The sequence below is a fragment of the Ancylobacter dichloromethanicus genome (assembly GCF_018390645.1).
Taxonomy (GTDB): domain Bacteria; phylum Pseudomonadota; class Alphaproteobacteria; order Rhizobiales; family Xanthobacteraceae; genus Ancylobacter; species Ancylobacter dichloromethanicus.
The window spans coordinates 1-12,031 of record NZ_JAHBGC010000057.1; the positions used below are offsets into that span (position 1 = coordinate 1).

At 62.0% G+C, this 12,031-nt stretch carries 17 protein-coding genes; 9 read left to right on the forward strand and 8 right to left on the reverse strand.

Annotated elements, in window-relative coordinates:
- Positions 1-33: 33 nt before the first annotated feature.
- Positions 34-501 (reverse strand): hypothetical protein, encoded by a 468-nt coding sequence (locus KHC23_RS23055; protein ID WP_213376056.1) that lies wholly within the window; start codon positions 499-501, stop codon positions 34-36.
- A 353-nt stretch (positions 502-854) separates the two neighbouring features.
- Here KHC23_RS23055 and KHC23_RS23060 point away from each other — a divergent pair, with 353 nt between their 5' ends.
- On the forward strand, positions 855-1,163 hold the full coding sequence (locus KHC23_RS23060; RefSeq protein ID WP_213376057.1) for a hypothetical protein: 309 nt from the start codon (positions 855-857) through the stop codon (positions 1,161-1,163).
- On the opposite strand, the gene KHC23_RS24725 is transcribed toward KHC23_RS23060, so the two are convergent.
- Positions 1,160-1,294, reverse strand: a complete 135-nt coding sequence (locus tag KHC23_RS24725) for a hotdog family protein (RefSeq protein ID WP_281418158.1) — start codon at positions 1,292-1,294, stop codon at positions 1,160-1,162. The two genes, KHC23_RS23060 and KHC23_RS24725, sit on opposite strands and share 4 nt — an antisense overlap.
- 224 nt (positions 1,295-1,518) lie before the next feature.
- On the opposite strand from KHC23_RS24725, the gene KHC23_RS23065 reads away from it, so the two are divergent.
- The 5 genes from KHC23_RS23065 to KHC23_RS23085 all read left to right on the forward strand — a co-directional run bounded on the left by KHC23_RS23065 (position 1,519) and on the right by KHC23_RS23085 (position 4,688).
- On the forward strand, positions 1,519-1,683 hold the full coding sequence (locus tag KHC23_RS23065) for a hypothetical protein (RefSeq protein WP_213376058.1): 165 nt from the start codon (positions 1,519-1,521) through the stop codon (positions 1,681-1,683).
- A 96-nt stretch (positions 1,684-1,779) separates the two neighbouring features.
- On the forward strand, positions 1,780-2,268 hold the full coding sequence (locus KHC23_RS23070) for a YkgB family protein (protein WP_213376059.1): 489 nt from the start codon (positions 1,780-1,782) through the stop codon (positions 2,266-2,268).
- A gap of 94 nt (positions 2,269-2,362) precedes the next feature.
- On the forward strand, positions 2,363-3,250 hold the full coding sequence (locus KHC23_RS23075) for an alpha/beta fold hydrolase (protein ID WP_213376060.1): 888 nt from the start codon (positions 2,363-2,365) through the stop codon (positions 3,248-3,250).
- 62 nt (positions 3,251-3,312) lie between these two features.
- Entirely contained in the window at positions 3,313-3,930 is a 618-nt protein-coding gene (locus KHC23_RS23080) for a sulfite oxidase-like oxidoreductase (RefSeq protein ID WP_213376061.1), read from the forward strand.
- On the forward strand, positions 3,927-4,688 hold the full coding sequence (locus tag KHC23_RS23085; protein ID WP_213376062.1) for a ferredoxin reductase: 762 nt from the start codon (positions 3,927-3,929) through the stop codon (positions 4,686-4,688). Before KHC23_RS23080 ends, KHC23_RS23085 begins: the two co-directional genes overlap by 4 nt.
- A 170-nt stretch (positions 4,689-4,858) precedes the next feature.
- Here the strand turns inward: KHC23_RS23085 and msrA are convergent, their stop codons facing one another.
- The 6 genes from msrA to KHC23_RS23115 form a co-directional block, all read right to left on the reverse strand.
- Positions 4,859-5,374, reverse strand: coding sequence for a peptide-methionine (S)-S-oxide reductase MsrA (msrA, locus tag KHC23_RS23090; RefSeq protein ID WP_213376063.1), 516 nt, complete (start codon positions 5,372-5,374; stop codon positions 4,859-4,861).
- Between the two features lie 3 nt (positions 5,375-5,377).
- A complete protein-coding gene (msrB, locus tag KHC23_RS23095) occupies positions 5,378-5,839 on the reverse strand; it encodes a peptide-methionine (R)-S-oxide reductase MsrB (protein WP_213376064.1) in 462 nt (153 codons plus the stop codon).
- A gap of 131 nt (positions 5,840-5,970) precedes the next feature.
- A complete protein-coding gene (locus KHC23_RS23100) occupies positions 5,971-6,741 on the reverse strand; it encodes an SDR family oxidoreductase (RefSeq protein WP_213376071.1) in 771 nt (256 codons plus the stop codon).
- Positions 6,738-7,121: a nuclear transport factor 2 family protein gene (locus tag KHC23_RS23105; protein ID WP_213376065.1), complete on the reverse strand. Its 384-nt coding sequence runs from the start codon at positions 7,119-7,121 to the stop codon at positions 6,738-6,740. The genes KHC23_RS23100 and KHC23_RS23105 overlap by 4 nt, the downstream gene beginning before the upstream one ends.
- A gap of 86 nt (positions 7,122-7,207) precedes the next feature.
- A complete protein-coding gene (locus KHC23_RS23110; RefSeq protein ID WP_213376066.1) occupies positions 7,208-8,068 on the reverse strand; it encodes an alpha/beta fold hydrolase in 861 nt (286 codons plus the stop codon).
- Positions 8,069-8,157: 89 nt separating this feature from the next.
- Positions 8,158-8,712, reverse strand: coding sequence for a carboxymuconolactone decarboxylase family protein (locus KHC23_RS23115; protein ID WP_213376067.1), 555 nt, complete (start codon positions 8,710-8,712; stop codon positions 8,158-8,160).
- A gap of 114 nt (positions 8,713-8,826) precedes the next feature.
- Between KHC23_RS23115 and KHC23_RS23120 the strand changes: the two genes are divergently transcribed.
- The 3 genes from KHC23_RS23120 (at position 8,827) to KHC23_RS23130 (ending at position 11,565) form a co-directional block, all read left to right on the forward strand.
- Positions 8,827-9,771, forward strand: a complete 945-nt coding sequence (locus KHC23_RS23120; protein WP_213376068.1) for a LysR family transcriptional regulator — start codon at positions 8,827-8,829, stop codon at positions 9,769-9,771.
- A gap of 191 nt (positions 9,772-9,962) precedes the next feature.
- Complete coding sequence (locus KHC23_RS23125) at positions 9,963-10,529, forward strand: TetR/AcrR family transcriptional regulator (protein WP_213376069.1); 567 nt, start codon at positions 9,963-9,965, stop codon at positions 10,527-10,529.
- A gap of 49 nt (positions 10,530-10,578) precedes the next feature.
- A complete protein-coding gene (locus KHC23_RS23130; RefSeq protein WP_213376070.1) occupies positions 10,579-11,565 on the forward strand; it encodes a quinone oxidoreductase family protein in 987 nt (328 codons plus the stop codon).
- Positions 11,566-12,031 lie beyond the last annotated feature (466 nt).

A 12,031-nucleotide genomic window follows, 5' to 3' on the forward strand; every position in this document is an offset into this window, starting at 1 on the left:
AAGGCCTCCTTCTCGGAGACCGTGAATCACATCTCAAACAGAATTAACAGGTCCTGAGCCTAGATATGCGGCGGTGGTCGACTTTCCGGCGCCTGACGCGCCGAGCAAGAGCAGCGCTGCGCCGTTTTTGCTGACCGCGGCGGCATGAATCGCGAGCCTCCCCGAAAACGTAACGACGCGCGGCAAGACTCTCCGGGACAGTATGTCCATTGCCTCCTGCGGAGGTGGCAGCCGGGAGCAATAGACGTCGATACGACGCCCATCGGGTTCTATCAGGAAAGTGCCATCAAGCCGCGACCCAATCCGCCAAAGTCGCCCACTGGTCTCCAGGCGCAAATCATAACGTCCGCCCCAGGAAAACAACATGCGATCGGCGAAGGGCGGCCCCTCGCTGCGGAACGTCACCTGAATTTCGGTGACGCTCGAAGTTGGCGCGCGACGAATACCATTGACGGCAACGTTGCTTGAGACGTTCTGGCCACCAAAGCGATATAGAAACACTCAGCCCAGTCTAGCTTTGCTCAGATCCGAAATCGGGGCCGCCGCCACCGCCGCCCTCCGCACTGGCCATTGGTATGACGCGAACTACTTCCGGCTTTTGCCAAAGGGCTCCGGCGGCGCGAACTTCAGAATCACTGGGGTTTTCGATCTGATTTTCCAACGCGCTACTCCGAATTCATTGTCATGCCGCAGCGATCTGGCACCATCTCAGATTCAGGGCTGGGGGGCAAAAAGTCAATTCCCGAGGCGATTATCCCAGTCAGCTTTTGGAAGCTCGGGCAGGGACCGCCGCCGTGCCCTGACCGCAATCCAAGCCGTCTGGAACTCAGATCGTGGCAGATACTGAGATCAGCATGGCTCTGACCATCCAAGAGGTGGTCCTCCCTGCCGCCGCGCTGCCCGTCGGCATAACCTCTCTCGATGGTTCGGCCGGCCGCCTAAACGTCGAGGGCAAAGGCCTCGGCCTGACCACGCGACGAGGCGATCTCGGCCGCGACGACCTGCACGCCCTCGCCGGTGCGGTCGGCGACAAGAACCGTCGCCTCGTCGTCCCGCAACCGCAGGTCGGTCGCCCTGCCGATCCCCTGTGCCGCGCGGTCACGACGATGATCCTCCCTTTCACGCCACGCATCAGGCAGGTCCTCCGATCAGATACTTGTTAGCCTTCCTGGATGATCTCGCCCTTCTGGTTGACGATGGCGATTTCCAGCTCCACCACGCCGCGCGTGGGGTCTTTGGAACTTGGCCGCTTCGATTTGACGGAATATTTCTGCCGGATGCTGTCTCCGGGCATGACGGGCAGGAGCATCCGGCGATGAACCTCAAGAAACGCCAGAATCTTCTTGGTCGACCTAGAGCGGAGTCCGCGAAGGGCGGAGCTGCGCACCCTACCATAAAACGGAAGTCACGGTTACGCAGCTAGAGGCTGACGATGTTATCCGGAAGGCCGTATCCATTGCTGGCGGGTTGAACACCCAACCGATCAGACCGCCCCAACGGCAGGTAATGGAGACGATGATGACGCAATTTACTCCCTGTATGATCGACACCGCGTCTGCGGGTTCGTGCGGCACGCTGGAGAAGATCAAGGAAGCCTTTGGCTTCGTGCCCGCCCCGCAGCCGCATATCGCGGAATCGTCCGAACTGCTCGAATGGCAGGCGCTGATCGCCGAGGCCGCCTGATCGCCCCCGCGCTGCCGCGGCGGCGCAGACCTTTCCGACAACGGTTTCAGGCATGGCCGGACCGAGATCCCATCCCGTCATTCGAGGATACTTCCTATGAACGACCTGCTGCATACCCGTTTCACCGTGGCCGAACGAAATTCCGGCTCCATGTCCATCCTCGCCCCGCTGCGGTGGTCGCTTGTCGTGATCTTCATCTGGTTCGGCTGCATGAAGTTCACGAGCTACGAAGCACACGGCATCGCCGGGCTGATCGCGAACAGCCCGTTCATGAGCTGGTTGCACGTGCTGTTCGGCATCGAAGGCGGTGCACGAATGGTCGGCGTGCTTGAACTGGCGACTGCCGCCGCCCTGATCGCGGGGGCATTCGTGCCGGTTCTGTCGGCCCTCGGCGCCGCCATGTCCACTGCAACCTACGTGATCACGCTGACCTTCTTCACCACCACGCCCGGCGTATTCGTGCCCTCGCTCGGTGGTTTTCCTGCCATTTCGGGCGACATCGGACAGTTCCTGCTGAAGGATCTGGTCCTGCTGGCCGCATCGGTCACGCTGCTGCTCGCCTCTCGCGCGCCGTTGTCCAAGTGAATGCGGCGACACAGGCCGTCTGTGAGTGAGACCATGAAAATTCTCAAACTTGCCGGCGATAGGCATCGCCGCACTTATTTCCGGTAAGGCAGCCATGGCCGCGCAGGAGACGAACGCGATGATATCGACGAGCTATCATTACGAGCAGGTCGATGGCCTCCGGATCTTCTACCGCGAAGCCGGCCGGCGTGACGCGCCAACGATCGTCCTGTTGCACGGCTTCCCGTCATCGTCGCGGGAGTTCGATGCCCTCATTCCGCTTCTCGCGCAGCGCTATCATCTGATCGCACCGGATTTTCCCGGTTTCGGCCAGAGTGATGCGCCCTCTCCGGCCAGCTACGACTACACCTTCGATCATCTCGCGACGACGACCGACCATCTCCTCGAGAAACTCGGTTTGACCCGATACTCGCTCTACATCCATGATTACGGTGCCCCGGTCGGCTTCCGGATCATGCTGGCCCATCCTGAACGGTTGCAGGCGCTGATCGTCCAGAATGGCAATGCCTACCGTGAAGGGCTGGGGCCGAAATGGGCGAAGATCGAACAATATTGGACAGACCCAGCCGCGCATCAGGGTGTCGTGGATACCTTCCTGTCGTTCGAGGCCACGAAGCAGCGCCATATCGCCGGCACCAGGCATCCGGAACTCTACAATCCCGATACCTGGACCGACGAGTTTGCTCATCTCTCCGCGCCCGGCCAGCGCGAAATCCAGGCTGATCTGCTCTACGATTACCGAACAAACATTGCCTCGTACCTCGCCTGGCAGGCGTGGCTGCGCGAGCATAAGCCGCCCACTCTGGTCGTCTGGGGCGCGAACGATCCATCGTTCATCGCGGCGGGCGGCGAAGCGTTCAAACGCGACCTGCCCGATGCTGAAATCCATCTGCTGGATGCAGGCCATTTCGCCATGGACGAGAAGAATGACGAAATCGCCGAACTGATGCTCCGCTTCCTGTCCGCCAATACCCATCGCTGACGCGCGCGGCGGCTATCGACATCCGCCTATTTCCGCATCGATCTACCCGGGAGGGACCGACAATGCTCGTGACGAGAGGCTTCAAGGGCAAGCGCCGCGGCGGAGATGCTGATCGCCTGCGGTTGCCGCCCGGCCAGTTCCTGACGCCGGAATTTCCCGTGCTCACCGCCGGACCGACGCAGCAAACGCAAATTGATCGCTGGACCCTTGCGCTTCAACACGGCGGCTCGCTGCTGGGAAAGTGGAGCTGGGAGCAGTTCGAGGGCCTGCCGCAGACCGAAATCACGTCCGACATTCACTGCGTTACCAAATGGTCGAAGTTCGACACACGCTGGCGCGGGGTCACTATCGACGACCTCTTGCGCGCCGCCGGGCTGGATGCCGCGCCGACCGGCTTCCTCATGGCGCATTGCGACGGCGGTTACACGACCAACCTTCTCGTCGCCGATCTGATCGGCGCGCGCGCGATGATCGCGACGCATTTTGACGATCTGCCGCTCCTGCCCTCCCATGGCGGCCCGGCCCGGCTGCTGGTGCCGCACCTCTATTTCTGGAAAAGTGCGAAATGGGTGCGGCGCCTCGCCTTTCGCGAGGAAGATTCGCCCGGCTTCTGGGAGTCGCAGGGCTACCATCTGCGCGGCGATCCCTGGCGCGAGCAGCGCTACGAGGGCGATCAATGATCGACGCAGCGACAGCGGCGGCGCGATGGCGCGTCGCCACGGTGATGGCGATCCGCAACGAGACGGCCACGGTCAAGACGATCAGCTTCGACGTGCCGGGCTGGCCCGGGCATCTTGGTGGGCAGCACGTGGACCTGCGCCTCACCGCCGAGGACGGCTATGTCGCGCAGCGCAGCTATTCGATTGCGTCCGGTGCCGGTTCGGGGCCACTTGTCGAACTGACCGTCGACGCCGTACCCGATGGAGAGGTCTCGGGCTTTCTGCATGAGGAGTTGCGCATCGGTGACCAGATCGAGATCCGCGGACCGATCGGGAACTATTTCGCCTGGTCCGCGGCACATGACTACGGATTGCTTCTGATCGCCGGCGGCTCGGGCATCGTGCCGCTGATGTCGATGCTGCGTTCGCGCGACGCAGCCGGCGCGACGCAGCCTGCCCGCCTGCTCTATTCATCGAGGAGCATCGAGCAGATCATCTACCGTGCCGAACTCGATCGGCTTGCGGCGCAGACCGCCAACTTCACGCTCACGCAGACGCTGACCCGCGACGCGCCTTCCGAATGGACCGGGGAGCGAGGCAGGATCGACCGCGCGATGCTCGCTCGCTGGCAATTTACCCCTGCGGGCCATCCCGACGTCTACGTCTGCGGGCCAACGGCATTCGTCGAAACGATTGCCGAACATCTCGTCGCGATAGGTCATAGCGCCAGCAATGTGAGGACGGAGCGGTTCGGGCCCACGGGTGCGATCCGGACGTAAGGACGTAACAAGAGAAGTAAGCCGGTCGCCCGTCACCTGCGCACCGCCACGGCTCCCCGATTTTCCGAAGACGACCTGCGCACCATGATCCAGAAAGGCAACGAAGCGCCGGAAGCCCCTTAAGGACCTCCGGCGCTGTCTCACGCCTTAATCCAGCGTCGACTTAAGTCTCAGGCGGCGTCGATGCGGCGCGGCAGCTTCCAGTCAGGGCGGATGAAATGGCAGGTATAGCCGTTCGGGATCCGCTCCAGATAATCCTGATGCTCGGGCTCGGCCTCCCAGAAATCCCCCAGCGGCGAGACCTCGGTGACGACCTTGCCCGGCCATAGACCGGAAGCCTCCACATCGGCGATCGTCTCCTCCGCCTCCGCCTTCTGCGCGTCATCCGCGTAGAAGATCGCAGAACGATAGCTCGTGCCGCGATCGTTGCCCTGCCGGTTCACCGTGGTCGGATCGTGGATCTGGAAGAAGAATTCGAGGATCCGGCGATAGCTCGTCCGGTCAGGATCGAACGTGATCTCGATGGCCTCGGCATGGGTGCCATGGTTGCCGTAGGTGGCGTTGGGCACGTCGCCGCCGGAATAGCCGACACGTGTACCGACCACTCCCGGTTGCTTGCGGATCAAATCCTGCATACCCCAGAAGCAGCCGCCGGCGAGAACGGCGCGTTGCGTCTTGTCTGTCATGATTCAGGCCTTTCCTTCGTTCTCGAACAGCCGCTGGTATTCACCGTAGCCTTCGGCCTCGAGATCGTTGAGATGGATGAAGCGCAGCGACGCGGAGTTGATGCAGTAACGCATCCCGCCCTCCGCCGCCGGACCGTCCGGAAAGAGGTGGCCGAGATGGCTGTCGCCGCCGCCAGACCGGACCTCGGTCCGACGCATTCCATGGCTGTCGTCGACATGTTCGACGATTGTCGCGCCTTCGATCGGCCTGGTGAAGCTCGGCCAGCCAGAGCGGCTCTCGAACTTGTTCACCGAGGCAAAAAGCGCCTCGCCGGAAACGACGTCCACGTAGATTCCTGGCTCCTTGTTGTCCCAATATGCGTTCGTAAAGGGGCGCTCGGTGCCGTTCTCCTGCGTCACGCGGTACTGCTCGGGCGAGAGGGCTGCCAGAGCCTCGGGGTTCTTTATGTAATGGCTATTCTTCATGATTATCTCCTTCGATATCCATGTAGGACTTTCCACTATCTGCCAGTAGCGCCTGACTTCGGAACCCTTCCTATCGTTTTACGGAAGGAGTGCGTGTGGTCGGCCGTGACTCCCCGCAATAACCCGCGAGGTCAAAGCGCCTTCGTTTCGCCGCCATCGACCCGGAGCGCCGTGCCGGTGATCCAATGGCTTTCGGCCGCGAAGAGGAAGGCGATCGCGTTGGCGATGTCTTCGGGCTGCCCGTAGCGGGCAATGCCCACCTCGGCCGCGCTCCGATCAATTGCCGTATCGAGCGAGAGACCGCGCGAGTCGGCATAGCCCTGAAGCATCGTGCGGCGGCGGTCGGTCATGACCGATCCGGGCAGGATCGTGTTGACCTGCACACCGTCCTCGATGCCCCGATCGGCGAAGGCCTTGGCCAGCGCGAGGATCGCCGCATTGATCGTACCGACGGCGGCCACCGACGCCTTGGGTGTATAGGCTGACGTCCCCGATGTCATCGCGACCGAGCCATGCGTGGCCTTGAGCGCGTCCCACGCCGCGATCGTCAGGCGCCGGGCGGAGTGGAATTTAAGCGCCAGGCCGTCATCCCATTGTTCGTCGGTCAGCGCGAACATGTCGGCCTGTGGGACAGCGCCTGCGATGCAGGCCACCGCGTCGATCCGGCCGAAGCGTTCGAGCGTCGCTGCGACGACGGCTCCAGCCGCATCCGGCTGACGCAGGTCGCGAACCAGAAGAAGCGGCGTTGCTCCTGCGGCACGGACTGTCTCGGCCGTCTCGGTCAAGGTCTCCCGGGTTCGTGCCACCAGCACCAGGCCGCTGAAGTCGCGAGCCAGCCGGACGGCGGTTGCTCGGCCGATACCGCGACTGGCACCAGTGATGATCGCCACGCGCTCCATCAGACGCGCGCCTCGGCGATCGCCAGCGTGTCGATATACTGACGGAAGCTGGTGATCTTGCCGTCACGAACCGTCCAGACATGGGCATAGCGGGCGTTCGACGTCTTGCCGGTCGACCGGTGGACGCCAGTGAAATCGCCGAGCGAGACCACCGTTTCGTTCTCAGTTATGAATTCGGTCGGCACCAGCGAGAAGCTCGACCATTCCGCCATCAGCGGCTTGAACAAACCCTCGGCGACCTTCTCCGGGCCACGCCCGTCCACCTTGTAGTGCCACATCGTCGTCCACTCGATGTCGGGCGCCATCAGGCCGAGCGCGCCGGGCGCGTCACCTTTGGAAAGCTTGTCGTAGAAGTCGCGAACGGTGTCACGCGCGCCAATCATGGTCTGTCTCCGAAGTATCAGACGGACGAGGCCGTCTCCTGATTGAAAAAGTCAGGGCGCCGGAGGGGCGGCGCCCCGACGAGGGGTCAGCCAATATGCTTGGCCAGAAACTCGCGCATCGCGGCGCCGATCTCGACGGCATGGGTTTCGAGCGCGAAGTGGCCGCTGTCGACGAAGCGAACGTCCGCCGCCGGCACGTCGCGCTTGAACGCCTCGGCGCCCGGCGGAATGAAGAACGGGTCGTTCCGGCCCCAGACCGCCAGTACAGGAGGCTGATGCTCGCGGAGGTAGGCCTGAATGGTGTCGTAGAGCGCGACGTTGGTCTGGTAATCGAGCAGCAGATCGAGCTGGATCTCGTCATTGCCGGGACGCGACAGATAGAAATCGTCGAGGTTGCGGCCGTCGGGCGAGACTTTGCCCGGATCGTCGACGCCGTGCGTGTACTGGAAGAGGGTCGTCTCGGGCGCCAGAAAGCCGCGCAGCGCGTCGCGGTTGGCTTGGTTGGGCTCGTTCCAATAGGCCATGACCGGGGCGAAAGCGTCCGACACGCCTTCGACATAGGTGTTGCCGTTCTGGGTCACGATCGCGGTGATCCGCTCGGGGCGCTTGACCGCCAGCCGGAAGCCGACCGGAGCGCCATAATCGAAGACGTAGATTGCGAATTTATCGAGGCCGAGAACCTCGGTGAAGCGGTCGACGACGTTGGTGATGTTCTCGAAATTGTAGCCGAACTGGTCGCGGGCGGGCTGCTCGGTCATGCCGAAGCCGGGCAGATCCGGGGCGACGACATGATAGTGCTCGGCGAGTTCGGGGATCAGGTCGCGGAACATGTGGCTCGCGCTCGGGAAGCCGTGCAGCAGCAGCACGGTGGGGCGGCTTGCGTCGCCGGCTTCGCGGTAGAACAGCTTGAGGCCGTCAACATCGACGGTGTTGAAACGGACGGTCATGGGAAGGTTCCTTGAATTCAGGGCGTGAGGAGGGGTTTGCGGGCGCGGCTTCGCACCCGCGTTGTTTCGTGCCGGACTTGTGGAAAGGTTCAGGCGGCGGCAGCCGTCCGTGTCGTCACGACGGGGAAGTCGATCTTGGTCTTCAGCGCTTCGTTGACGTAGTTGGTGAAGGTATTGAGCGCGACATGGGCAATGATTTCGACGATCTCCGCATCGGAGTACCCCGTCTGCTTGAGTGCCGCGATATCGGCGTCGCTCGCCTGTCCGCGTCCACGGGCCAGCTTGACGGCAAAGCGCACGGCCGCGTCCGCCTTGACGTCGTTGGAGGCGCCATTTCGGTTGGCAGTGATCTCCGCGTCGTCGAGCTTGGTGAGGTTGCGGGCGATGTAAGTGTGGGCGGACAAGCAGTAGCCGCAATCATTCACCTCGGCGATCGCGAGCGCGATCCGCTCGCGAGTCGGCGCGGCGAGCGCGCCTTTGCCGAGCGCGCCGGAAAAGCCGAGATAGGCTTCCAGTGCCGCAGGGCTGTTGGCGACGATACGAAACAGGTTCGGCACCGAGCCGAGTTGCTTCTGGACAGCCGCAAGCAGGGGCTGCGCCTTTTCGGGGGCATGTTCGGTAGCGGGAGTGGGGATGCGGGACATGGGCTTTTCTCCTGAACGGGCTGTCTTGCTGTTGCAGGATTGAAGTACCCCCTTCCGTATCCGGTAGGCAGGCGCTAAGTTCGAAAGCTTAACTTCCGTGAAACGAGAGGGATGATGGACAGGTTCGAGGCGATGCGCACGCTGGTCGCGGCGGTCGATGGCGGGAGCCTGTCCGCGGCCTCCCGATCTCTCAATATTCCCCTTCCCACGGTCAGCCGCCGCGTTTCCGACCTTGAGAGTTTTCTCGGTTCGCAACTCGTCGTCCGCACAAGCCGCAAGCTCCTGCTCACGGAAGCCGGCACGGCCTATGTCGCATCGGCCCGGAGGGTACTTGAGGAGTTGTCGGAGGCAGAACGCGCCGCCTCGGGCGAGTACCGTGCGCCGCGAGGCGAATTGCTGGTGACCGCGCCCATCGCATTCGGCGCACTCAATGTCGCGCCGATCGTCCACGATTTTCTCGGCGCCTATCCCGAGGTGACAGTGCGGCTTGTGCTGTCCGACAGCAACATCGATCTCGTCGAAACTCACGTCGATGTCGCGGTCAGGATCGGCCGACTGCCTGACAGCTCACTGGTGGCGCGCAAGGTCGGCGAGATCCGATGGGTCGTCTGCGCAAGTCCGGATTATCTCGAACGGCGGGGCGAGCCGAAAGCGCCTGCCGCACTGGCCAACCACGACTGCATCGCGTTTGAAGGACTGCAGCGCTATCGGGAATGGCCCTTCGTGGATGGGAATGCCCAGCAGCAAGTGACGATCAATCCACGCTTCTCGGTCAACACCGCGGACGGCGTCGTGGGCGGCGCGGTCGCGGGGGTCGGAATTGCCCGCGTGCTGTCCTACCAGGCGGCGGCAAGCGTCAGGGCGGGGTCACTCGTGCCGCTATTGGTGGATCGGGCACCTCCGCCCATGCCTGTGCATCTGGTCCACGCCCCGCACCAGCAACAGCCGTTGAAATTGCGTGCCTTCCTCGATTTTGTCGCGCCGCGACTGCAGCAGCGCCTCCAGGAGATAGCGCGTGACGTTGAAGGTGCCGGGCAAGGCACTTCGACAACCCCATAATCACTCCACCACGCGCGCCCATGACAGCGAGAAAGAAGCGTCAGGTCCGAGGCGGTCCTAGATGGGGCGGGTGCTCCATTCCTTTCAGGACCGCTGACCCCCATTGGCATAAGGAGCAGTCCATGAAAGACGACCACCCTTCTTGACGATGTGTGAGCAACCAGTCATCTATTGCGCGAGGATGATGGTAAATGGCGCGACCCAGAAGCGAACAGAAACGTGATGCGATCCTGACGGCGGCGATGGAATTGGTTGCCGAACACGGGCTTGGTGCTGCGACAGCCGAAATCGCCAAGGTAGCCCAGGTGCCGCATGGATCGGTATTTACATACTTCGGAACGAAATCCGCTCTGCTCAATGAGCTCTATGTCGAGTTGAAGACGGAGCTGTCTGAGGCGATCCTGGAAGCGATGCCTGGCGACGGTGATGTTCGCGGGCAATTGCATCATCTGTGGATCAGCTGGACGGAATGGGGCGCTTCCAGCCCATCCAAGCGGCGAGCCTTAGCCCAGCTCGGGGTGTCAGACCAGATCACCGACGCCAGCCGAAAGGCGGCGGCAGTCGTCGCAGGCCCAGCCGTCGCAATTGTAAACCGCGCACGATCTACCGGCGCGTTGCGGGACGCACCTTTGGCTTATGTCGGAGCGCTTGTTGAAACGATGGCAGGGACAACGATCGATTTCATCATCCACGACCCTAGCAATGCGGAAGGCGTCCGCGACGCAGGATTCGAGGCCCTTTGGCAGGCATTGAGCTAATTTTTCACCGTAAAAAGAGTGTCTACTCAGTCATATCAGGAGTTACTCCGTGAAAGCTATCCAAGCCACCCAGTTCGGCAGTCCGAGCGTCCTGACGGTCGTCGATCTGCCTGATCCGACCCCGGGACCGGGCCAGATCGCGATCGACGTCACTCACGCAGCGGTCGGTCTCATCGACCTCCTTTTTCGCCAGGGGCAGTTCAAGGATGTACCCGGCATGGCGCAGCCGCCGTTCATTCCCGGCCTGGAAGTGGCCGGCAGGGTGCGAGCGCTCGGCGATGGGGTGACCGGGTTTGTAGTCGGCGAGAAGGTCGTCTCGATGTCGGCCGGCGCCGGCACCGGCGGGTATGCTTCCGTGTATATCGCGCCCGTGCAGGGCGTTGTGTCGATCGAGGGCTCCAATGTCGATCCTGCTCTCGCTGTCGCGATGATTCCCAACGTCGCGATGGCCCATGTCGCGCTTACTCTGGTTGCCAAGCTCGCCGAGGGAGAAAGCGTGCTGGTGCACGGCGCCCTAGGCGGCTTCTCCTCCGCATTCCCTGGTATCTCAAGGCAGCTCGGCGCGTCACGTGTCGTTGGCACGGTTCGTTCAGGCAAGCTGGAAACAGCAGCGCACACGAAACTGCCCTACGATCGGATTGTCGATTCCGCCGAATTGCCCGGTGCGCTCAATGGTGAAAAGTTCGATGTCATTATCGATCCTGTTGGCGGCACCGTCCGCAGCCACAGCTTCGCACTGATGAAGCCGGGCAGCCGTCTCATCGTCGCGGGCAATGCCAGCGGCGACTGGGATCACACTGTGAAGACCAGCAACCTCTGGCTGGGCAGCATGACCGTGGCCGGCTTCAATGCGGGAGCCTTTCTGCCGTCGCACCCAGACGCTATCCGCCCAGGTCTCGAGGCGGCCTTGAAGGCGGTAGCCTCAGGACTGTGCGACGTTCCGGTTAATGTGCTCCCCTTCAGTGACGCCGTGACCGCTCACGAACGGATGGAGAGCCGCGATCTGAACGGCCGCATCGTGCTGACACCGCAATAGCGATTAAGCGCAACCGGCATTTCTTGGGGGTGATTTCCTTTTGGCAATTGCACGCACCGCCTTGATGCAAAGCCGAGGCTGTGCGCAAGAGGCCAGCAATCAACTGCCATTGAAAACTATAGATGTGTTCGGGTCTATTCCGACTCCCCGCCGCCCATCGAATAATACATTCCGCCAATTATGCGAAGTAGTGTCCGGCTGTATCCGAAACTACGCCCCGTCACCCCCACTCGATGGTCAATAAGCTTGGGTGCGCATTGTATTTATTCAGGTTTCCGCCATTGTCTGAAATTGATGCCAACAGTAATAATAACAGAACATAGACTCAAAATTCGCAGATTATAAACAACTAGACTTACAATCACGAACGCATCCGCATCGTAAACGAACGTCTGCAGAATGCGAACTAGGGCTCGGACCCATAAAGCGGTTGGCTTCGCCAGCCTGGTGTGATTCACGGCTTCCG

Excerpts from the sequence above, each read along its gene's own strand:
- KHC23_RS23105 (WP_213376065.1), bottom strand. The coding sequence starts at position 7,121 with ATGATTGGCGCGCGTGACACCGTTCGCGACTTCTACGACAAGCTTTCC.
- msrB (WP_213376064.1), bottom strand. The coding sequence starts at position 5,839 with ATGAAGAATAGCCATTACATAAAGAACCCCGAGGCTCTGGCAGCCCTC.
- KHC23_RS23115 (WP_213376067.1), bottom strand. The coding sequence starts at position 8,712 with ATGTCCCGCATCCCCACTCCCGCTACCGAACATGCCCCCGAAAAGGCG.
- KHC23_RS23120 (WP_213376068.1), top strand. The coding sequence starts at position 8,827 with ATGGACAGGTTCGAGGCGATGCGCACGCTGGTCGCGGCGGTCGATGGC.
- KHC23_RS23110 (WP_213376066.1), bottom strand. The coding sequence starts at position 8,068 with ATGACCGTCCGTTTCAACACCGTCGATGTTGACGGCCTCAAGCTGTTC.
- msrA (WP_213376063.1), bottom strand. The coding sequence starts at position 5,374 with ATGACAGACAAGACGCAACGCGCCGTTCTCGCCGGCGGCTGCTTCTGG.
- KHC23_RS23065 (WP_213376058.1), top strand. The coding sequence starts at position 1,519 with ATGACGCAATTTACTCCCTGTATGATCGACACCGCGTCTGCGGGTTCG.
- KHC23_RS23075 (WP_213376060.1), top strand. The coding sequence starts at position 2,363 with ATGGCCGCGCAGGAGACGAACGCGATGATATCGACGAGCTATCATTAC.
- KHC23_RS24725 (WP_281418158.1), bottom strand. The coding sequence starts at position 1,294 with ATGCCCGGAGACAGCATCCGGCAGAAATATTCCGTCAAATCGAAGCGG.
- KHC23_RS23085 (WP_213376062.1), top strand. The coding sequence starts at position 3,927 with ATGATCGACGCAGCGACAGCGGCGGCGCGATGGCGCGTCGCCACGGTG.
- KHC23_RS23080 (WP_213376061.1), top strand. The coding sequence starts at position 3,313 with ATGCTCGTGACGAGAGGCTTCAAGGGCAAGCGCCGCGGCGGAGATGCT.
- KHC23_RS23060 (WP_213376057.1), top strand. The coding sequence starts at position 855 with ATGGCTCTGACCATCCAAGAGGTGGTCCTCCCTGCCGCCGCGCTGCCC.
- KHC23_RS23070 (WP_213376059.1), top strand. The coding sequence starts at position 1,780 with ATGAACGACCTGCTGCATACCCGTTTCACCGTGGCCGAACGAAATTCC.
- KHC23_RS23125 (WP_213376069.1), top strand. The coding sequence starts at position 9,963 with ATGGCGCGACCCAGAAGCGAACAGAAACGTGATGCGATCCTGACGGCG.